General features: G+C 54.8%; 33 protein-coding genes. All 33 read left to right on the top strand.

The window, feature by feature from the left end; all coding sequences use genetic code 11:
• Positions 1-223: 223 nt before the first annotated feature.
• The 33 genes from rpsL (at position 224) to P0N66_RS00755 (ending at position 19,741) form a co-directional block, all read left to right on the top strand.
• On the top strand, positions 224-595 hold the full coding sequence (gene rpsL, locus P0N66_RS00595; RefSeq protein ID WP_013163680.1) for a 30S ribosomal protein S12: 372 nt from the start codon (positions 224-226) through the stop codon (positions 593-595).
• 17 nt (positions 596-612) lie between these two features.
• Positions 613-1,086, top strand: coding sequence for a 30S ribosomal protein S7 (gene rpsG / locus P0N66_RS00600; protein ID WP_275802011.1), 474 nt, complete (start codon positions 613-615; stop codon positions 1,084-1,086).
• Positions 1,087-1,182: 96 nt separating this feature from the next.
• The gene (fusA, locus tag P0N66_RS00605; protein ID WP_275802012.1) at positions 1,183-3,270 is read left to right on the top strand and encodes an elongation factor G; all 2,088 of its coding nucleotides are present in this window, start codon (positions 1,183-1,185) and stop codon (positions 3,268-3,270) included.
• Positions 3,271-3,328: 58 nt separating this feature from the next.
• Positions 3,329-4,519 (top strand): elongation factor Tu, encoded by a 1,191-nt coding sequence (gene tuf / locus P0N66_RS00610; protein ID WP_275802002.1) that lies wholly within the window; start codon positions 3,329-3,331, stop codon positions 4,517-4,519.
• Positions 4,520-4,545: 26 nt separating this feature from the next.
• Positions 4,546-4,854: a 30S ribosomal protein S10 gene (gene rpsJ, locus P0N66_RS00615; RefSeq protein ID WP_041719496.1), complete on the top strand. Its 309-nt coding sequence runs from the start codon at positions 4,546-4,548 to the stop codon at positions 4,852-4,854.
• 38 nt (positions 4,855-4,892) lie between these two features.
• Complete coding sequence (gene rplC / locus P0N66_RS00620; RefSeq protein ID WP_275802013.1) at positions 4,893-5,525, top strand: 50S ribosomal protein L3; 633 nt, start codon at positions 4,893-4,895, stop codon at positions 5,523-5,525.
• Between the two features lie 43 nt (positions 5,526-5,568).
• Positions 5,569-6,192, top strand: coding sequence for a 50S ribosomal protein L4 (gene rplD, locus P0N66_RS00625; protein ID WP_275802014.1), 624 nt, complete (start codon positions 5,569-5,571; stop codon positions 6,190-6,192).
• Entirely contained in the window at positions 6,189-6,479 is a 291-nt protein-coding gene (gene rplW / locus P0N66_RS00630) for a 50S ribosomal protein L23 (protein WP_275802015.1), read from the top strand. The genes rplD and rplW overlap by 4 nt, the downstream gene beginning before the upstream one ends.
• Positions 6,480-6,572: 93 nt before the next feature.
• Positions 6,573-7,394 (top strand): 50S ribosomal protein L2, encoded by an 822-nt coding sequence (gene rplB, locus P0N66_RS00635; protein ID WP_275802016.1) that lies wholly within the window; start codon positions 6,573-6,575, stop codon positions 7,392-7,394.
• A 26-nt stretch (positions 7,395-7,420) separates the two neighbouring features.
• Positions 7,421-7,693, top strand: coding sequence for a 30S ribosomal protein S19 (gene rpsS, locus P0N66_RS00640; RefSeq protein ID WP_275802017.1), 273 nt, complete (start codon positions 7,421-7,423; stop codon positions 7,691-7,693).
• A 42-nt stretch (positions 7,694-7,735) separates the two neighbouring features.
• Complete coding sequence (rplV, locus tag P0N66_RS00645; RefSeq protein ID WP_275802018.1) at positions 7,736-8,068, top strand: 50S ribosomal protein L22; 333 nt, start codon at positions 7,736-7,738, stop codon at positions 8,066-8,068.
• A 57-nt stretch (positions 8,069-8,125) separates the two neighbouring features.
• The gene (gene rpsC / locus P0N66_RS00650) at positions 8,126-8,791 is read left to right on the top strand and encodes a 30S ribosomal protein S3 (protein ID WP_275802019.1); all 666 of its coding nucleotides are present in this window, start codon (positions 8,126-8,128) and stop codon (positions 8,789-8,791) included.
• Positions 8,792-8,866: 75 nt separating this feature from the next.
• Positions 8,867-9,283, top strand: a complete 417-nt coding sequence (rplP, locus tag P0N66_RS00655) for a 50S ribosomal protein L16 (RefSeq protein WP_275802020.1) — start codon at positions 8,867-8,869, stop codon at positions 9,281-9,283.
• Complete coding sequence (gene rpmC / locus P0N66_RS00660; protein WP_275802021.1) at positions 9,280-9,471, top strand: 50S ribosomal protein L29; 192 nt, start codon at positions 9,280-9,282, stop codon at positions 9,469-9,471. Before rplP ends, rpmC begins: the two co-directional genes overlap by 4 nt.
• Positions 9,472-9,562: 91 nt before the next feature.
• Positions 9,563-9,826 (top strand): 30S ribosomal protein S17, encoded by a 264-nt coding sequence (gene rpsQ, locus P0N66_RS00665; RefSeq protein ID WP_275802022.1) that lies wholly within the window; start codon positions 9,563-9,565, stop codon positions 9,824-9,826.
• Between the two features lie 89 nt (positions 9,827-9,915).
• On the top strand, positions 9,916-10,284 hold the full coding sequence (gene rplN / locus P0N66_RS00670) for a 50S ribosomal protein L14 (protein WP_275802023.1): 369 nt from the start codon (positions 9,916-9,918) through the stop codon (positions 10,282-10,284).
• A gap of 14 nt (positions 10,285-10,298) precedes the next feature.
• Positions 10,299-10,634, top strand: a complete 336-nt coding sequence (gene rplX, locus P0N66_RS00675) for a 50S ribosomal protein L24 (RefSeq protein ID WP_275802024.1) — start codon at positions 10,299-10,301, stop codon at positions 10,632-10,634.
• A gap of 65 nt (positions 10,635-10,699) precedes the next feature.
• The gene (rplE, locus tag P0N66_RS00680; protein WP_275802025.1) at positions 10,700-11,239 is read left to right on the top strand and encodes a 50S ribosomal protein L5; all 540 of its coding nucleotides are present in this window, start codon (positions 10,700-10,702) and stop codon (positions 11,237-11,239) included.
• A gap of 24 nt (positions 11,240-11,263) precedes the next feature.
• Entirely contained in the window at positions 11,264-11,449 is a 186-nt protein-coding gene (locus P0N66_RS00685) for a type Z 30S ribosomal protein S14 (RefSeq protein ID WP_275802026.1), read from the top strand.
• Positions 11,450-11,490: 41 nt separating this feature from the next.
• On the top strand, positions 11,491-11,889 hold the full coding sequence (gene rpsH / locus P0N66_RS00690; protein WP_275802027.1) for a 30S ribosomal protein S8: 399 nt from the start codon (positions 11,491-11,493) through the stop codon (positions 11,887-11,889).
• A gap of 74 nt (positions 11,890-11,963) precedes the next feature.
• Positions 11,964-12,500, top strand: a complete 537-nt coding sequence (gene rplF, locus P0N66_RS00695) for a 50S ribosomal protein L6 (RefSeq protein WP_275802028.1) — start codon at positions 11,964-11,966, stop codon at positions 12,498-12,500.
• A gap of 168 nt (positions 12,501-12,668) precedes the next feature.
• Complete coding sequence (gene rplR, locus P0N66_RS00700; protein WP_275802029.1) at positions 12,669-13,034, top strand: 50S ribosomal protein L18; 366 nt, start codon at positions 12,669-12,671, stop codon at positions 13,032-13,034.
• A 36-nt stretch (positions 13,035-13,070) separates the two neighbouring features.
• Positions 13,071-13,568: a 30S ribosomal protein S5 gene (gene rpsE / locus P0N66_RS00705; protein WP_275802285.1), complete on the top strand. Its 498-nt coding sequence runs from the start codon at positions 13,071-13,073 to the stop codon at positions 13,566-13,568.
• A 27-nt stretch (positions 13,569-13,595) separates the two neighbouring features.
• On the top strand, positions 13,596-13,781 hold the full coding sequence (gene rpmD, locus P0N66_RS00710) for a 50S ribosomal protein L30 (protein WP_275802030.1): 186 nt from the start codon (positions 13,596-13,598) through the stop codon (positions 13,779-13,781).
• Positions 13,781-14,227: a 50S ribosomal protein L15 gene (gene rplO, locus P0N66_RS00715; protein ID WP_275802031.1), complete on the top strand. Its 447-nt coding sequence runs from the start codon at positions 13,781-13,783 to the stop codon at positions 14,225-14,227. The genes rpmD and rplO overlap by 1 nt, the downstream gene beginning before the upstream one ends.
• A gap of 10 nt (positions 14,228-14,237) precedes the next feature.
• Positions 14,238-15,542 (top strand): preprotein translocase subunit SecY, encoded by a 1,305-nt coding sequence (secY, locus tag P0N66_RS00720; RefSeq protein ID WP_275802032.1) that lies wholly within the window; start codon positions 14,238-14,240, stop codon positions 15,540-15,542.
• 15 nt (positions 15,543-15,557) lie between these two features.
• Positions 15,558-16,316, top strand: coding sequence for a type I methionyl aminopeptidase (map, locus tag P0N66_RS00725; protein WP_275802033.1), 759 nt, complete (start codon positions 15,558-15,560; stop codon positions 16,314-16,316).
• Positions 16,317-16,429: 113 nt separating this feature from the next.
• A complete protein-coding gene (gene infA, locus P0N66_RS00730; protein ID WP_013163653.1) occupies positions 16,430-16,657 on the top strand; it encodes a translation initiation factor IF-1 in 228 nt (75 codons plus the stop codon).
• Positions 16,658-16,683: 26 nt separating this feature from the next.
• Positions 16,684-16,797 carry a 50S ribosomal protein L36 gene (gene rpmJ / locus P0N66_RS00735; RefSeq protein WP_013163652.1) on the top strand — a complete coding sequence of 38 codons (114 nt, stop codon included), beginning with the start codon at positions 16,684-16,686 and terminating at the stop codon, positions 16,795-16,797.
• 23 nt (positions 16,798-16,820) lie between these two features.
• Positions 16,821-17,189: a 30S ribosomal protein S13 gene (gene rpsM, locus P0N66_RS00740; RefSeq protein ID WP_275802034.1), complete on the top strand. Its 369-nt coding sequence runs from the start codon at positions 16,821-16,823 to the stop codon at positions 17,187-17,189.
• Between the two features lie 136 nt (positions 17,190-17,325).
• Complete coding sequence (gene rpsK / locus P0N66_RS00745; RefSeq protein ID WP_275802035.1) at positions 17,326-17,718, top strand: 30S ribosomal protein S11; 393 nt, start codon at positions 17,326-17,328, stop codon at positions 17,716-17,718.
• Between the two features lie 315 nt (positions 17,719-18,033).
• Positions 18,034-18,663: a 30S ribosomal protein S4 gene (gene rpsD, locus P0N66_RS00750; RefSeq protein ID WP_275802036.1), complete on the top strand. Its 630-nt coding sequence runs from the start codon at positions 18,034-18,036 to the stop codon at positions 18,661-18,663.
• Positions 18,664-18,715: 52 nt separating this feature from the next.
• Complete coding sequence (locus P0N66_RS00755; protein ID WP_275802037.1) at positions 18,716-19,741, top strand: DNA-directed RNA polymerase subunit alpha; 1,026 nt, start codon at positions 18,716-18,718, stop codon at positions 19,739-19,741.

Consider the following 19,741-nt stretch of genomic DNA (forward strand, 5'->3'; position numbering starts at 1 on the left):
CGCCGGTCCGCTTGCCGCAACCTGCGGCACTGACGTGCGTTTACTCGCCTTGCAGCTCGGTTTTTGCTTTTGCACCCTTGAGCAAAAAATTTTTGAGCTTGTCGATCCCGGCGTTGGTTGCAATATTTGATTGACAACGGCGGTCGCTTCGGGTAAACATGCCGTTTTCCCGCTTTCGGGCGAGTGAATGTTCGGCTACGAAACAATTCAGGAGTTGCTTGTAATGCCTACTATTAATCAGCTGGTCCGTCAGGGCCGGAAGAAACGGGTCAAGAAGACCAATACCCCGGCCATGAAGGCCTGCCCCCAGAAACGGGGCGTGTGCGTGCGGGTTTATACCACCACCCCGAAGAAGCCCAACTCCGCTTTGCGGAAGGTGGCCAGGGTGCGGTTGACCAATGGGATTGAGGTAACCTCATATATTCCGGGTATCGGCCACAACCTGCAGGAGCACTCGGTGGTGCTTATTCGCGGTGGCCGGGTCAAGGACCTTCCCGGTGTTCGTTATCATGTGGTGCGTGGCACCCTGGATACCCTCGGCGTGGCCAATCGTAAGCAGGGTCGTTCCAAATACGGCGCCAAGCGGCCCAAGTGAGATAGGAGAAGTTAGCAATGCCGAGACGCAGAGTTGTTCCCAAAAGACCGGTTGATCCCGATCCGCGCTTTAATTCGGTGATGGTGTCTAAATTTATCAACCGGATGATGCTCAATGGCAAGAAAAATACTGCCCGTACCATTTTCTACGATGCCATGGATTTGCTTGAGTCACGAATCAAAGAAGCTTCGCCGGTTGAAGTCTTTGAAGGCGCTGTTGACCATATCCGACCACGCCTTGAGGTGAAGTCCCGCCGGGTTGGTGGCGCTACGTATCAGGTCCCCGTGGAAGTGCGGCCCGAGCGACGCAATGCCTTGGCCTTTCGCTGGCTGGTGGGCTTTGCCCGGCAGCGCCCCGGTAAGTCCATGGCGGAAAAGCTGGCGGCGGAACTGGCCGATGCTTTCCAAAACCGCGGTGCGGCAGTGAAGAAAAAAGAAGATACCCATCGGATGGCCGAGGCCAACAAGGCCTTTGCTCACTACCGCTGGTAGCCTTCTTTTCCTTGACAAACAAGGGGTGAGCAGGTTAAATACGCCCTTTTTTGCAGGCCTCGATGGACGGGGTCTTATGGTCAAGGAGAAAGCGCCGTGGCGGTAGAAGATGATTTAGCGCGGTTGCGCAACATAGGCATCATGGCCCATATTGATGCCGGCAAAACCACAACCACCGAGCGCATCCTGTTCTACACCGGTCGCTCGCACAAAATGGGTGAAGTCCACGATGGTAACGCCATCATGGACTGGATGGAACAGGAGCAGGAACGCGGCATTACCATTACCTCCGCCGCCACCACTTGCACTTGGCGAGACCATCGCATCAACATCATTGATACGCCTGGGCATGTCGATTTCACCGTCGAGGTTGAACGTTGCCTGCGGGTGCTTGATGGAGCGGTGGCCGTTTTTTGTGCCGTAGGCGGCGTTGAGCCACAGTCGGAGACGGTTTGGCGGCAGGCGGACAGCTACCGTGTGCCACGCGTTGCCTTTATCAACAAGATGGATCGCAGCGGTGCCGACCATGAGCGCTGCCTGCGGATGATGATCGACCGGCTGCAGGCGGTCCCGCTTTTGCTGCAACTGCCGGTGGGTCATGAAGAAAAATTTCATGGCGTCATCGATCTCGTAAATGAGAAGATGCTGCTTTTTGATGAGGCTTCGCAGGGGGCCAAGGTTCAGGAAGAACCGATCCCTGCTGATCTGCAAGAAGATTCTACGGCCGCACGTATGGCCCTGATCGAGAAGTTGGCCGACTTCGATGATGGGGTCATGGAGAAATTCCTGGACGAACAACCGTTCACGGCCGCCGAACTGTATCATGCAATCCGCGTCGCCACCCTGAAATTACAGGTGGTGCCGGTGCTGTGTGGCAGCGCTTTTAAAAATAAAGGCGTGCAGCCTCTGCTTGATGCAGTGATACATTATCTGCCTTCGCCTTTGGACATGCCTCCGGTGCATGGAGTCAACCAGGATGGGGAGGAAGAGACCCGCAAGGTTGGGCTGGACGAAAAGCTCGGTGCCCTGGCCTTCAAGATCACTTCCGATCCGTTTGTGGATAACCTGGCATATGTTCGGGTCTATTCCGGGGTGTTGAAGGTAGGTGGCAAGGTCTATAACCCGCTTAAGCGCAAGCAGGAAAAAGTCGGGCGGATTTTGCGCATGCACTCCAATAAGCGTGAAGAAGTCAAGGAGTTGCAGGCCGGTGAAATCGGGGCGGTGGTTGGCCTCAAGTTCACCACCACTGGGGATACCCTCTGTGAATCGGGTGATTTCTTTGTTCTGGACCTGATGGAGTTTCCCGAGTCGGTGATCAGCGTGGCTATCGAGCCCAAGGGCAAGGCGGACGAGGAAAAGCTGGCCGCCACCCTGGAGCGTTTAGCGGTGGAAGATCCCTCGTTCCGGGTGCGCATCGACCCTGATACCGGGCAGACCATTATCGCCGGGATGGGCGAGTTGCACCTGGAGATTATCACCGACCGCCTTCTCCGGGAATTTAAAGTTGGGGTCAATGTCGGTCGGCCTCAGGTGGCATATAAAGAGAGCATTTCCGCCACCTCCCGGGCCGAAGCCAAATTTGATCAGCCCACCCCGGGCGGCAAAGCGCAGTATGCCCATGTGATGCTGGAGTTAGTTCCCCTGGAGCGCGGGGCTGGATTCAGTTTCATCAGCCGGGTTGATGAGGAGACCATTCCTCCGGCTTTGGTGGCCGCAGTCGCCAAGTCGGTGGAAGACAGCATGACCTCCGGGGTTTTGCTGGGCTTTCCTCTGATCGACCTGGAGGTGGCCCTGGTAGGCGGCTCTTGCCACGAAGACGAGTCGACCCCTCAGGCCTTCGGGGTGGCGGCCAATATGGCCTGCCGACAAGGCCTGTTGGCGGCGTCGCCGGTGTTGCTGGAACCGCTGATGGCAGTTGAGGTCACCGTCCCCGAGAATTTTATGGGGGAGGTCATTGCCGACCTCAACAGCCGCCGGGCGGCGATTATCGGCAACGACAGCCTGGGGGGAGACCTTAGGGTTATGCGGGCCAGAGTACCTTTGTCAGAGATGTTCGGCTATTCGACCGACCTGCGCTCGGCAACCCAGGGACGGGCTAACTATACGATGCAGTTTCACAGTTACGAAGTGGTTCCGAATCACTTGTCTGAGCAGATTATCAAGCGAGTTCGGGGCCTGGGATAAAATTGGCTAAGCAACCTGGATTTTGCTAACAAAATAAAGTGCGCTGAGGAGAAGACCCATGGCAAAAGAGAAATTTGAACGCAAGAAGCCGCATGTCAACATCGGCACCATCGGCCATATCGACCACGGTAAGACGACGCTGACGGCGGCGCTGACCCGGGTGCTGTCGACCAAGGGTTACGCCAATGCGACGGCATTTGATCAGATCGATAAGGCACCGGAAGAGAAGGAGCGTGGTATCACCATCGCCACCGCCCACGTGGAGTACGAATCCGATGCGCGTCATTACGCCCATGTGGATTGCCCGGGTCATGCCGACTACATTAAGAATATGATCACCGGTGCGGCGCAGATGGATGGCGCCATCCTGGTGGTGGGTGCCGACGACGGTCCGATGCCGCAGACCCGTGAGCATATTCTGTTGGCCCGCCAGGTCGGGGTGCCGGCGATTGTGGTTTTTCTCAACAAATGCGACATGGTTGACGATCCCGAGCTCATCGAGCTGGTTGAGATGGAGTTGCGCGAGCTGCTGAGCAAGTACGACTTCCCCGGCGACGACACCCCGATCATCCACGGCAGCGCCCTGAAGGCGCTGGAGAATCCGGAAGATGAAGCGGCTACCAAGCCGATCTGGGATCTGCTGGCGGCCTGTGACAGCTTTGTTCCCGAGCCCAAACGTGATGTGGATCTGCCGTTTCTGATGCCGGTGGAAGATGTGTTCTCCATTTCCGGTCGTGGCACGGTGGCCACCGGTCGTATTGAGCGTGGAGTGGTAAAGGTTGGCGAGGAAATTGAGATAGTCGGTATCCGTCCGACCCAGAAGACGACGGTGACCGGGGTTGAGATGTTCCGGAAGATCCTGGATGAGGGTCAGGCTGGTGACAACGTCGGTGTTCTGTTGCGCGGGACCAAGCGTGACGATATCGAGCGTGGTCAGGTACTGGCCAAGCCCGGCAGCATCACCCCGCACACCAAGTTCCAGGCCGAGTGCTATATTTTGAGCAAGGAAGAGGGTGGCCGCCATACGCCGTTTTTCAATGGCTACCGGCCGCAGTTTTACTTCCGGACCACCGACGTGACCGGGGTGGTAACCCTGGGCGAAGGTGTTGAGATGGTAATGCCCGGTGACAACGTCACCGTTGATGCGGAACTGATTACCCCCATCGCTATGGACGAGGGCTTGCGTTTTGCCATCCGCGAAGGCGGCCGCACCGTGGGCGCCGGGGTTATCAATAAGATCATCGCTTAAACAGGCGACGTTAAGGAAAAATCATGATTAACACCCAGAAGATACGTATTCGCCTTAAAGGCTATGACCATAAGCTGATTGACCAGTCCACTGGCGAGATCGTTGAAACCGCAAAGCGGACCGGGGCGGCGGTGGCCGGCCCCATTCCTCTGCCGACCTCGATCAATAAATTTTGCGTTTTGCGCGGCCCCCACGTGGACAAAAAGTCGCGTGAGCAGTTCGAGATGCGGACCCATCGGCGTCTGCTGGATATCCTCGAACCGACCCAGCAGACCATCGATGCCTTGATGAAGCTGGAGCTCTCCGCCGGTGTTGATGTTGAGATCAAACTCTAAGCCGGGGACGGCTTGGTAAGTAAACGACAGGTGCAACAATGTCTAAATTTATGGGTTTGCTCGGTAAGAAAATGGGGATGACCCGGATTTTTTCCGAAGCAGGGACCGCCATTCCCGTTACCGTTATCGAGGCCGGCCCCTGTGTGGTTTTACAGAAAAAGACCCTGGCCAAGGAAGGGTACAATGCCATCCAGGTCGGTTTTGGTGCCAAAAAGAAACAGCGGCTCAACAAGCCGGAAAAAGGGCATACCAAGGCGGCAGGTAAAGGTGGGTTTTATCATATTAAGGAATTCCAGGTGGCAGATCCCGATGCTTATGAGCTTGGTCAGGAGATTTCCATGACCGAAGTTTTCAACGTCGGCGAGTTGGTTGATATCCGGGCTCGCAGTAAGGGACGTGGTTTCCAGGGGGTAGTTAAGCGGCACGGCTTCAAAGGCGGCCGGGCTACCCATGGCTCCATGTTTCATCGCCGGCCTGGGGCTATTGGCTGCAGCGCCTGGCCGAGCCGGGTTATCAAGGGCAAGAAAATGCCCGGGCAGATGGGTGACGAATTTGTCACCAAGAAAAACTGCACCATCATTGATATCCGTCCCGAGCAGAATGTGCTGGTTTTGAAAGGTGGAGTACCTGGCGCCAAAGAGGGCCTGGTTCAGATCTACAAGAAATCGTGAGGATCCGTAGCGCTTTGACGCTGCGTTGACAGGGGGTACCGAAATGGCGGTCACTGAAGTATATAATATTCAAAAAGAAAAGGTGGGAGACGTTGAGTTGGATGACGCCCTTTTCGGGGTCGAAGTCAACCCTCACCTTTTGCATGATATAGTCCGGATGCAGCGGGCCAATCGGCGGGCCGGCACGGCCTGTACCAAAACCCGGAAAGATGTTGCCGGCAGCGGCAAGAAGCCTTGGCGCCAGAAAGGCACCGGTCGGGCCCGGGCCGGCAGCCGCAAGTCGCCCGTCTGGCGAGGTGGTGGTACAGTCTTTGGTCCCCGTCCGCGCAGCTATGCTTTTACCATGCCGCGCAAGGCGCGCAAGCTGGGGCTGCGGATGGCGCTTAGTTCACGCTGTGCCGACAACCTGCTGGTGGTGCTTGATGACTTCCAACTGGAGGAGATCAAGACCAAAAAATTTATTGAGGTTATGGGCAACTTTGCCATCGACAACGCCCTCATTGTGGTGCCGGAGAGCATTGAAAACCTGGAGCGTTCTTCCCGTAACGTGCCCGGTTTCAAAGTAATGCCCACCGGGGGGGTGAACGTTTACGACATTCTGCTGCACAAGCACATCGTGCTGCTGCAGCCCTGTATTGAGCAACTGCGGGAGAGGCTGTTGACATGAAAAATATCTACGAAGTGCTTAAGCGTCCCCGCCTGACGGAAAAAAGCATGGGCCTGCAAGAGAGTTTTAACCAGGTAGTGTTGCAGGTGGACCGCCGGGCCAACAAAAGCGAAATTAAGCAGGCGGTTGAAGAGTTGTTTAGCGTCAAGGTAGAGAAGGTGCGGACTGCCAATATGACCGGCCGTAAAAGGCGGATGGGGCGTTATATCGGCCGTACATCCGACTACAAAAAGGCCTTTGTTACCTTGGGTCCTGATAGCAAGCTGGACTTTCTTGAGGAGCTGTAACCGAACGCATGGGAAAGTTCCCCCCGCTGGTTAGCCTTATTGCAAGGCGCTGGACCATTGATTCAACCGGGAAAAAACTGACTGGAGTTGCAGATGGCACTGAAGACATATAAACCGACATCGCCCGGCCGCCGTACCTTGGTGACCGTGGTAAACGAGGATCTGGCCAAGGAAAAACCGGTTAAGGGTCTGGTTCGCAGCCTGAAAAAAACCGGGGGCCGCAACAACAACGGCCGTATAACCTGCCGGCATCAGGGCGGAGGCCACAAGCGCAAGTACCGGGTGATTGATTTTAAGCGCAACAAAGTCGATATCCCAGCCAAGGTCGCAGGTATTGAATATGATCCCAACCGCAGCGCTAATATTGCCCTGCTACAGTATGTGGATGGCGAGAAGCGCTACATTCTCTCCCCCAGCGGCATCAGGATTGGTGACATCGTTGAGGCCGGCGACAATGTGGATATCAAGCCCGGCAACTGTATGCCAATGGGCAACATGCCTTTGGGCAGCACCATCCACAATATTGAGATGAAAATCGGCAAGGGTGGGCAGCTGGTGCGCAGCGCCGGTGGCTCCGCCCAGCTGATGGCCAAGGAAGGTGACCATGTGCTGGTCAAGCTCCCTTCGGGTGAGGTGCGGCGTTTGCATCGCCTTTGCCGTGCCAGCATCGGCCAGGTTGGTAACATTGAACATGAAAGCCGGAAGCTGGGCAAGGCCGGCCGTAGCCGCTGGCTCGGGCGTCGTCCCGAGGTGCGCGGCGTGGCTATGAACCCGGTTGATCATCCCATGGGCGGTGGCGAGGGCAAGAGTTCCGGCGGTCGGCATCCGTGCACACCGTGGGGTGTGCCCACCAAGGGCTTTAAGACTCGTGGCCGTAAAACCAGCGATCGCGATATTGTTAAGAAAAGATCCTAATCATCCTTAATTCAGGGGGAGCATAAGTGGCACGCTCGATTAAAAAAGGACCGTTTGTTGATGATCACCTGATGAAAAAGGTGCTCAAAGCCAGAGAAGAAGGTTCCCGCAAGGTTATCCAGACCTGGTCGCGGCGTTCGGATATTGTTCCGGAGATGATCGGCCAGACCTTTGCCGTCCATAACGGCAAGAAGTTTATCCCGGTGTTTGTTTCCGAGAACATGGTTGGGCACAAGATGGGCGAGTTTTCGCCCACTCGGACCTACTACGGTCATGCCGCCGGCAAGAAGAAAAAGTAAACGCGAAAGCTAACTGATATATCTTTAAGGAGTGGAATGGCGATGGAAGCTAAAGCGCTGGTCCGGAACATCCGGATCTCACCGCAGAAAGCGCGGTTGGTAGCCGATCTGGTGCGGGGCCGCGAGGTGGGTGCCGCGTTGAACACCTTGCGATTCATGCCCAAGAAAGGGGCCAGAATTCTTCGCAAGCTCATCGAGTCGGCGGTGGCCAATGCCAGTCAGAACGAGGCTGCCGATGTGGACAATCTCTACATCAAGAGCATCCATGTGGACGGTGGCCCGATGCTTAAACGGATTCGTCCTATGGCCATGGGCCGGGCTGGGCGAATACTCAAGCGGACCAGTCATATTACGGTTGTTCTTGACGAACAATAAACCTTCGCGCCAGCGAAGGCCGGCGTTGGAACAACTATTTGTTAATGGAGGATAATTTTGGGCCAGAAAGTCAATCCAATCGGTTTGCGGCTGAATATTGTACGGACCTGGGATTCCATTTGGTACGCCGATAAAGATTATGCCAGGAATATACTTGAGGATCAGAGCCTCAAAAAATATTTGAAGCGGCGTCTGTTTCATGCTGGCATTTCCAAGATCCAGATCATGCGGACCGGTGAGAAGATTCGTATTAAGCTGCATACCGCCCGCCCCGGCATCGTGATCGGCAAGAAGGGCTCAGAAATCGACGCCCTTAAGGCCGACCTGGAGAAACGTACCGGCCGTGCATGTGCCGTTGATATCCAGGAAGTTCGCCGTCCCGAAGCCGATGCCCAGCTGGTGGCGGAAAATATCGCCCAGCAGCTGGAACGGCGGATTGCCTTTCGCCGGGCGATGAAAAAGTCGGTAAATATGGCCTTGAAGTTTGGTGCCAAAGGGATTAAGGTTGCCTGTTCCGGTCGTTTGGGCGGGGCTGAGATGTCCCGGCGTGAATGGTATCGGGAAGGTCGGGTGCCTTTGCACACCCTGCGGGCCGATATCGATTACGGTCTGGCCGAAGCCCGTACCACTTACGGAATTATCGGGGTGAAGGTCTGGATCTTCAAGGGAGAGGTTCTCGCTGAAGAGGACTACCGGGGTGTCGAAGAGCATGTGCAGCCCTGAATTGCTGCCGTCACCGACCACATGTTTGTCGGGTTTGCGCGCGGTTGTCAAAGTTAACGACCATAGGTTAATAATATGCTGAGTCCAAAGAAAGTTACCCACAGAAAGGTGTTTAAAGGTCGGATGACCGGCCAGGCTTATCGCGGTTCTTCCATTGCATATGGCCAGTACGCGCTGAAGGCTGTCGGCTGTGGCTGGATGAGCGCCCGTCAGATCGAAGCCGCCCGTATTGCCATCAACCGTAAGGTAAAGCGTGGGGGCAAGATGTGGATTAGGGTTTTCCCGGACAAGTCTTACACCAAAAAGCCGGCTGAAACCCGGATGGGTAAAGGTAAAGGCAGCCCCGAAGGCTGGGTGGCGGTGATCAAGCCGGGACGGATACTTTATGAGCTTTCCGGGGTAGACGGCGATTTGGCCCGCGAAGCGCTGCGGCTGGCGGCCAACAAGCTGCCGTTTCCCACCAAAATTATCGAGCTGGATACGACGTTATGAAAATTAAGGAACTGCGTGAATTAAGTGGCGAAGAACTGGCCAACCGCTTGCGCGAACTCTCCGAAGAGTTGTGCCGGCTAAAATTCCGGCATGGGATTCGTCCCCTGGAGAACACCGCCCGGATTAGCCAGACGCGCAAAACCATCAGCCGGGTTAAGACTCTGTTGCGTGAAGGCAGTGCGAATTAATAGTGGCCGCGATAGCGTAAATTAAATCGTGAGTTGGGGCGGCTACTTCCGCCTGCGGCTCTCCGAGACTTCTTTAGCTGGGATTGATCAAATGAGTGCAGAACAGCAAGGTAGCAAAAAAACCAGGGTCGGACTGGTGGTAAGTAACAAAATGGACAAGAGCATCGTGGTTCAGTCTACTACCATTACTCCCCACAATCTTTACGGCAAATATATCCGTCGCCAGACCAAGTGCATGGCCCATGATCCCGAAAACACCTGTAATATCGGCGATCGGGTGCTGGTAGAGGAGTGCCGCCCACTGAGCCGGAGCAAACGCTGGCGCCTGCGTGCCATTTTAGAGAAAGCGGTCTGAGTGGCAGGTAATTAAGCAATGCTTCTATGCGCGATTCCCGGCGGCAGCGGGCATCGAGTTGAATGACTGCCGGATAAGCAGGTGAGATCATGATTCAGACACAAACTGTACTTAATGTGGCCGACAACTCCGGGGCCAAGAAAGTAATGTGCATCCGGGTACTCGGCGGCACCGGTCGGCGTTACGCCGGCCTGGGCGATGTGGTGGTTGTTTCGGTTAAGGAAGCAATTCCCAATGCCAAGGTTAAAAAAGGCGATGTGGTTAATGCGGTGGTGGTCAGAACCAGTAAGGAAATCCGCCGCCAGGACGATACCACCGTGCGCTTCGACGAGAACTCTGCGGTTCTCCTTAACAACGCCGGAGACCCGGTCGGTACCCGTATTTTCGGGCCAGTGGCCCGTGAACTGCGCCCCAAGGGTTTTATGAAGATCGTTTCCCTGGCTCCTGAAGTTCTTTAAGGCAAGGATGAAAAATGCATAACGCTAAAACTCATATTAAGGTTAATGATCGGGTCGAGGTAATCGCCGGCGGAGACAAAGGCCGGGTTGGCAAGGTTATTCGCATCGACCGTAAGCGTGGGCGGGCAGTGGTTGACAAGATCAACATGATCAAACGCCACACCAAACCCAGTGCTCAGAATCAACAAGGTGGCATCCTCGACAAAGAGGCCCCGGTGGCGATTTCCAATTTAATGCTGATCTGCCCCAAGTGTGCGAAGACATCGCGGGTTGGTCGCCGGGTGCTGGATGATGCCAGCCGGGAGAGGTTTTGCAAAAAATGCGGTGAGTCCGTCGAGGTTCCGGCATAAGTTAAGGAACCGAACGGTGTTGTCGCGGTGAACGAGAGGCAAGAAAGCGCTGGAGGCGTTTAAGCATGGCAGGAATGAAACAATTTTACCTTGATGAATGTGTGCCCCAACTCATGAAAGAGTTTGGTTACGGCAACATCATGGAGGTGCCGAAGCTGGAAAAAGTTACCCTCAACATGGGGCTTGGGGAGGCCGTCCAGAACCCCAAGATTGTGGAGAGCGCCGGACGTGAATTGACCCAGATTGCCGGCCAGAAGGCGGTGGTTACCAGAGCCAAGCGCTCCATCGCCACCTTTAAGCTCCGGGAAGGAATGCCCATTGGTTGTCGGGTGACTCTGCGGGGCGAGAGAATGTATGACTTCCTGGCCAAGCTGGTGCATGTGGCTCTTCCTCGGGTTCGCGACTTTCGTGGGATTTCTTTTAAAGCCTTTGATGGTCGGGGTAACTACTCCTTGGGTATCAAGGAGCATATTATTTTTCCCGAAATCGATTACGACAAGATTGACAAGATTAAAGGTTTGAACATTGCCATAACGACCACGGCCAAAAGTGACGCCGAGGGCCGTTTCTTGCTGAAGGCAATGGGCATGCCCTTTAAAAAGTAACTTTATAAGGGCGGGAGGCTTGAGTTGGCTAAGAAATCAATGATCGCTAAATGCAACCGGAAGCAGAAGTTTAAGGTGCGTGAGTACAATCGCTGTGGCTTGTGCGGACGGCCGCGGGCTTTTTACCGTAAATTCGGGGTTTGCCGAATCTGTCTGCGCAACCTGGCCTCTAACGGTGAGATTGCCGGGGTTACCAAGTCAAGCTGGTAGTTGGCGGGACTGAAAAAACATCAACACAGGAGTTTGAAGCGATGGCGATGAGTGATCCGTTGGCGGACATGCTGACCAGGATTCGTAACGCCGGCATGGCAGGCCACGACAGTCTGGAAATGCCGAATTCGAAGATTAAGGCCGGCATGGCGGCGATCCTTAAGCAGGAAGGTTTTATTAATGACTTTCAGGTCAGTGAGGACAGTAAGCAGGGTATATTGAAAATTACCCTGCGTTACGATGACCGCCGGGAGCGTACTATCACCGGTATTCGCCGGCGCAGCAGCCCGGGTCGGCGGGTTTATGTCAAGCATGACCGAATTCCCAAGGTGATGAGTGGCCTGGGGGTTGCGGTGCTGTCCACATCGAAAGGAGTTATGACCGACAAGCAGGCCCGTGAGCAGAAGATTGGTGGCGAGCTGCTCTGTGAAGTCTGGTAAGGTAACGATAAGCGGATAGAGCAGGCGGTATCCGGGGCGTGTTCCCCGGAACTGTTCAGATAAGGAGCGACAAGATGTCGAGAATAGGCAGAGAACCAATTACCGTCCCTGACAAGGTCAAGGTGGACATCAAGGGCAGTCTGGTCACTGTAACCGGCCCCAAGGGCACCTTGGATCGCAAGGTGCGTCCCGAGATTGCCTTGGAGCAGGAAGACGGTCGGGTAATGGTTAAGGCCCGGGACGACAGTCAGCGGACCATTGCCTTCACCGGACTTACCCGCACCCTCATTAACAACATGGTGATCGGGGTGGAAAAGGGTTTTGCGAAAAAGCTGGTGGTAGAAGGGGTCGGTTACCGGGTTGAGGTTAAAGGTGATGCCCTGAACCTTAACGTTGGGTATTCCAACACGGTAAATTTCCTCCTGCCCGAGGGCGTCAAGGCAGCGGTGGAAAAGAACACCGTGACCTTGGAGTCCATCGACAAGGAACTGCTTGGTGAAACGGCGGCTCGTATTCGGGCGGTGCGCAAACCCGAACCCTATAAGGGTAAAGGGATCCGCTACGAGGACGAGCGTGTTGTCCGCAAGGCCGGCAAGACCAAGTCGAAATAATAAGAGTTGAATGTTCTGCCTTCGCCCGGGCGCCTTGGCGGCCCTTGGCTGCAGTGTTCTCGACCAGGATGTTTGGCGATTATTGTGATGATACCATAAAGTTGCTGATGACGTTCGGTTGGCGAACCGGCGTCGGTTGGTGTTAACCGGTTGTACAGGTAAGGAAAAATGGCAAAGACAAGCATGAGGGCCGCGGCCCGCGAGAAACGGATCAAAAGGATCAGAAAAAAAATTACCGGTACCGCCCAGCGTCCTCGCTTGCGGGTATTCAAGAGCGCCCGTCATATCTACGGGCAGCTCATTGACGACGCTACCGGTCATACCCTGGCCGCCATGAGCACCCAGAGCAAGGATTTCCAACCCGGCGAGGAAAAAGGCAAGACCGCCCTGGCCAAACAGGTTGGCATCCGGCTGGCGGAGCTGGCCAAGGCCAGAGGGTTGGAGGATGTGGTTTTCGATCGTGGCGGGTATATTTATCACGGAAGGGTCAAAGCCCTTTCCGACGGCGCCCGGGAAGGCGGATTGAACTTTTAATTATTTTATCAGCTTGGGGGTGTCACCTTGGCGGAATTGAGAAAAAGCAGCAGCGATGATCAGCTGATCGAGAAAATCGTTTTTATTAACCGTACGGCCAAAGTCGTCAAGGGTGGGCGGAGATTTCACTTCAGCGCCATAGTTGTGGTGGGCGACGGTAACGGCAAGGTTGGGTACGGCCTGGGCAAGGCCAACCAGGTGCCGGAAGCGATTCGTAAAGGGGTTGAAAAGGCCCGCAAGGATATGCAGTCAGTGTCCATGAATGAGGTCAGTATTCCCCATGAGATCATGGGCAAGTTCGGCGCCGGCCAGGTAATGCTCAAGCCTGCCGCCGCCGGTACCGGTGTTATCGCCGGTGGTCCGGTGCGAGCGGTGCTTGAAGCGGCCGGAGTCAGCAACATTCTGACCAAGTGCATCGGCTCCCATAATCCCCACAACATGGTCAAGGCCACCCTGGACGGTCTGCGCCGGTTGCGTAATCCGGCCAAAGTGGCCCGGATGCGGGGCAAGAGCATAGAAGAAATTACTTTTTAAGATTATAGAACCAGGCCGAGGTGAATCATGGCTGCAAATGAACTTAAGCTGACCTTGCGCAAAAGCGCCATCGGCAGCACCGAAAAAATTCGTCAGACCCTGACCGGTCTCGGTTTAACCAGAACCCACAAGACCATGGTTCGCAAGAATACTCCCGAAATTCGGGGGATGGTCGCCAAGGTACGTCATCTGGTGGACGTGGAGGAAATATAATGTTGAATTTGAGCAACCTTTCACCGCATCCCGGTTCCCGTAAACCCAAAAAACGGGTGGGCCGCGGTCCCGCTTCCGGCCATGGTAAAACCTCCGGCCGTGGACACAAAGGCTACAAAGCACGTTCTGGCAGTGGTATCAAGCCCGGCTTTGAAGGCGGCCAGATGCCACTACAGCGGCGGATTCCCAAGCGTGGCTTTCGTAACCCTTTCCGTAAGGTTTATGCGGTGGTCAACGTGCAGGAGCTCAACCGTTTCGATGCCAACTCGCAAATTGACCGGGCTGCTCTGGTGGCTGCCGGTCTGGTTTCCGCCAAGGAGCAGGGTATCAAAATCCTGGGTGATGGCGAGTTGAAGGTAGCGCTGAATATCAGTGTGGACAAAGTCAGCGACTCTGCCCGCAGTAAAATTGAAGCTGCCGGCGGTTCGATAACCGCAGCGGCCTGAGGGATATTTAATGCAGGCAGGTGTAGGCAGTGCCGCCGGGATACCGGAGTTGCGCCGGAGGATCTTTTTTACTCTGGCCATGCTGGCCGTCTATCGGGCCGGGGTTCAGGTGCCCACTCCGGGGATCAATGGCGAGGCGATAACCGCTTTTTTTGAGCAGGTTGGCGGTCTTTTCGACATGTTCAACATGTTTTCCGGAGGGGCGCTGGAGAATTTTTCCATCTTTGCCCTGGGAATCATGCCCTATATCAGCGCCTCGATTATTTTTCAGCTACTTACCGTGGTGGTACCGTATCTTGAAGCGCTGAAAAAGGAAGGCGAATCCGGCCGGCAGAAGATCACCCAGTATACTCGATATGCCACCATCGGCCTGGCCATGGTCCAGGGGATGATCATCAGCATCGGCCTTGAAGGGATGACCGCCCCCGGCGGCGCTCCCATCGTCATTGATCCGGGCTGGGGTTTTCGGCTGATGACCATGATCACCCTGACCTGCGGTACCGCATTTATTATGTGGCTGGGTGAGCAGATGACCGAACGGGGGATCGGCAACGGCATTTCCCTGATCATTTACGCCGGAATTTTGGCCAGTATGCCGGCGGCTATTGCTAATACCTTCCGGATGGCCGGTACCGGCGAATTGCCCATGGTATTCCTGCCCCTGCTGCTGGTCATGGTGTTGTCGGTTACCGCTTTCATTGTCTTTGTGGAAACCGCCCAACGTCGCATCCCGGTACAATACGCCAAGCGCATGGTGGGACGGCGGATGTACGGCGGGCAGCAGTCACATCTACCGCTGAAGGTTAACATGGCCGGGGTTATTCCCGCTATTTTTGCCTCCTCCCTGATGATGTTTCCGGAAACCGTGGGGAACTTCATCCACATCGACTGGGTACAGCGGGCCAGCGCTTACATGGCCTGGGGAAGTCTGCCGCACACGGTATTTTTTGTCGCTTTTTTGGTTTTCTTTTGCTTTTTCTACGTGGCGGTGACCTTCAACCCCGTTGATGTGGCGGACAACCTGAAACGTAACGGCGGTTTTATTCCCGGCGTGCGACCGGGCAAAAAAACGGCTGATTTTCTCGACAAGGTGATCACCCGCCTGACGGTGGTGGGTGCTACCTATATGAGTGTCATCTGCGTCTTGCCGACGGTACTGATCAACGAATTTAACGTACCATTTTACTTTGGCGGCACCGCGTTGCTCATTGTGGTGGTGGTCTCCATCGATACCATTGGTCAGATTGAGTCTCACACCATGATGCGCAATTACGACGGTTTCCTCAAGCAGGGCCGTTTCAAGGGCCGCCGATAGCATGACGAGCGATTAATGGCTAAGGCGGCGGTCCTGAAATCTGCGGCGGAAATCGAGATCATGGCAGAGGCCAACCGGATTGTGGCTGGAGCTCTGTCCATGCTGCGGGAACGGATCAAACCGGGTGTTAATACGAATCAGCTTGATGCCTGGGCGGAGGATTATGCCCGCCAACGGGGAGGAGAGCCGGCCTTCAAGGGGTATCGCGGTTTTCCCGGCAGCCTCTGCGTGTCGATCAACGAGCAGGTGGTGCATGGGATTCCGTCACCGAAAGTTGTTTTGCGCTCCGGCGATATTGTCAGTATTGACTTTGGCGTCAAGTGGCGCGGGTTTTATGGCGACGCCGCCATAACGGTTCCGGTGGGTGATGTTTCCCCGCGAGTGCGGGAGCTGCTGCTGGTTACCCAGGAGTCGCTGGAACGAGCCATCGCCCAAGTCCAGGTGGGCAAGCGGGTTAACGACATCTCTAGGGCCGTGCAGGACTACGTGGAAGGGCAGGGTTTTTCTGTGGTGCGTCAATTTGTCGGTCATGGGATCGGCAGTCAGTTGCACGAACCGCCAGAAATACCCAACTATGTTCGCAGTAACGGCTCGCCCCGGCTGGTGTCCGGGATGGTGTTGGCCATTGAGCCCATGGTCAACATGGGTACTTTCGACGTCAAGGTATTGTCCGACGGTTGGACGGTGATTACTGCCGATCGTAAGTATTCCGCTCACTTTGAGCATTCAGTGGCGGTGACCGATAACGGCCCCCAAGTGCTTAGTGCCTTGTGAGGGTGTCGGGCTGACGCAAAAAAATAAGAGGCAATTTTTTTAATTTAGGTTATATTGCCCAATTTTCAATTTGACGGCCACCGCGGTCGGAAAGCGGAGATAAGTGTTAGCTTATGTCGAAGGAAGAACCGATTACGGTTGAAGGGACCATCATCGAGCCGTTGCCCAACGCCATGTTTCGCGTTGAACTTGACAACGGTCATCGAGTGTTGGCCCATATATCCGGTAAAATGCGGATGCATTTCATTAAAATACTGCCCGGTGATCGGGTCACGGTGGAACTATCTCCCTATGACCTGACCCGCGGCCGGGTGACCTTTCGCTCTAAGAACAAGCGCTAGGTTGTTTAACATTACGAGGTGCGGTCATGAAAGTTCAGGCTTCCGTTAAAAAGATATGCAGCGAATGCCGAGTCTTCAAACGCAAAGGCGTGTTGCGGGTTTCTTGTAAAATCAAGAAGCACAAGCAGCGTCAGGGATAATTTTTTGGTAACGGAGGAAAACTTTGGCACGTATAGCTGGTGTTGATATTCCCAAAAACAAGCACATGGAAGTGGCGCTGACCTATATTTACGGGATCGGCCGCCCTTCTGCCCGCAGGATTCTGGACCTGGTCAAGTTGCCCTACAATCGCAACAGCGACGATCTGACCGATAATGAGGTTGCCGATGTACGGCGTGTTATCGAGGACGATTATATCGTGGAAGGCGATCGGCGCCGGGAAGTGGGCATGGATATTAAGCGTTTGATGGACCTGGGGTGCTACCGCGGGTTGCGTCATCGTAAAGGTCTACCCTGTCGTGGTCAGCGGACCAGTACCAATGCCCGTACCCGCAAAGGACCGCGGCGGGCTGCCGTTAAATCCAAGAAGTAAGCAGCTTTGATCGCCGCGCCAAAGACCGCGATACGTGTTGGTCGGTAATGCAAAAGCAGGCCGTTACAAAGCGAGTCCAGTCGGTGGCGCAGCAGCGACGCCGACAAGATTAAAAGGAACGTAAGCAGGAGCAGCAATGGCTAAGCCAAAAACCGCACGCCCTAAAAAAAGGGACAAAAAAAACATCCCCGAGGGGATCTGTTTTATTAAATCAACCTTTAACAACACCATTGTTACCTTCGCCGATCCGCGGGGGAATGTGATTTCCTGGTGCAGCTCCGGGTGCTTGGGTTTCAAAGGGTCGCGTAAAAGCACTCCTTTTGCCGCCCAGAATGCCGTTGAAACTGCGGTGAAAAAGGCTCAGGACCATGGCTTGCGCAAGGTTGAAGTGCGGGTTAACGGCCCCGGCCCCGGTCGTGAGTCGGCCATTCGCGCCTTGCAAGTTGCCGGCATCGAGGTCAACTATATTCGCGACATGACGCCGCTGCCTCATAATGGGTGTAAGCCCCCCAAACGCCGTCGCGTCTAGGAAAAAGCACGTCAGCACCGCACCTGGCCGCGATCAGCACCGGCGATATAGCGCTGCTATAATCGCCGGCACTGCTTGCGGCAAACTGCGGCACTGACGTGCTTTTTCCACCGTGAACCGTATGGCGGATCGGCAGGATCAGGCAAAAAAGCGGCGTTTGTCCGTGTGCCCGGATTTGCACTGCTGCTGAATCTTTTACAACCAGTGTTCGCCCGGGTTTTGCCTGAGTTTATTTGTTCGGTCAATGTTGGGTTGGCGCTGTGAGAAAGTTGAGAATATAAAGTATTACTAAGACTTAAGCTTAGGAGAATTAAAGTGGCCAGATATACAGGTGCGGTTTGCCGGCAGTGTCGGCGGGAGAAATTGAAACTCTTTTTGAAGGGTGACCGCTGCTATTCCGACAAGTGCTCTTTTGAGCGTCGGTCGTACGCCCCCGGGCAGCATGGCCAGGCGCGTTTGCGCAAGGTGTCCGATTATGCCCTGCAGTTGCGCGAGAAACAGAAGGTAAAGCGGATTTACGGAATGCTGGAAGACCAGTTTCGCCGTTATTTCGATGAAGCCGAGCGTCGGCGTGGAGTAACCGGCGAGATTCTGCTGCAGATGCTGGAATCCCGGCTGGACAACGTGATCTATCGTCTGGGTTTCGCCGCTTCCCGTAACCAGGCACGTCATCTGCTGCGCCATAATCATTTTCTGCTCAACGGCCACAAGGTCAACATTCCCTCATTGCAGGTCAAGGTCGGCGATGTGATCACCCTTCGGGAGAAATCCCGCGAGGTTGAGGCCATCAAAGAAAGTCTGGCTGCCGTGGCTCGTCGTGGAGTGCCAACCTGGGTTGAACTAAACCAGGAAGATTTCAGCGGCACGATCAAGAACGCTCCGGATCGCCAGGAACTGACCATGCCGATTCAAGAGCAGCTGATTGTCGAGCTTTACTCCAAGTAATCGCTGACCAGCCGCCCCCCTTTAATCACAGCCAGGGAAGAGCAGGATTGAAATGACAAAAGAAAACGATACATTTTATCGCAACTGGCATGAGCTGATTTTTCCGGAAAAGCTTGAGGTTGACCAGGATACCCACACCGCAAGCTACGGAAAATTTATCTGCCAGCCTTTGGAGCGTGGTTTTGCAACCACCATCGGTAACTCCCTGCGGCGGATTCTGCTTTCATCAATACAAGGGGCGGCCGTTACCTCGGTAAAGATTGATGGTGTGCTCCACGAACTCTCCACCATTCCTGGGATCAAAGAGGACGCCACTGAAATTCTTCTTAATCTTAAGGAAGTACGGCTGCGGTTGCATTCCTCCGAAGCCAAAACGGTGCGGATCGAGAAGAAGAAAAAAGGCGTGGTTACCGCCGGCGACATTATTGGTGATCCGCAAGTCGAGATCATGAATCCCGACCAGCATATCTGCACCATTACTGGTGACGGTAAGTTTAATGCCGAGTTGGAAGTGGACTGGGGCAAAGGCTATGTGCCGGCGGAACGCAATAAGCGTGAAGATCAGCCCATCGGCGTTATCCCCCTGGATTCCATTTTTACCCCGATCCGTAATGTCAAGGTTATTACCAGTCAGGCTCGAGTAGGGCAGCGGACCGACTACGACAAGCTGATTTTGGAGATCACCACCGATGGCAGCATCCGCCCGGAAGATGCCCTGGCATATGCTGCCAAGATACTTAAAGAGCAGATGCAGGTTTTCATTAACTTTGATGAAAGCGCTGTTGTCCCCGTGAAAAAGGACAAAGACAGTGGAGAGCAGCCCCAACTCAACGAGAACCTCTACCGCAGCGTCGAAGACTTGGAGCTGTCGGTGCGCTCCGCCAATTGTCTGCGTAACGCCGAAATTATGCATATCGGCGAACTGGTACAGAAAACCGAGGCGGAGATGCTGAAAACCAAAAACTTTGGCCGTAAGTCACTGAACGAGATCAAGCAGCTGCTGGCCGAGATGGATCTCTATCTGGGCATGAAAATTGACGGCTGGGAACCGCCCGCCGACGAGCCGGAAGAAGAATAG

Source organism: Desulfurivibrio dismutans (assembly GCF_029210385.1).
GTDB lineage: Bacteria > Desulfobacterota > Desulfobulbia > Desulfobulbales > Desulfurivibrionaceae > Desulfurivibrio > Desulfurivibrio dismutans.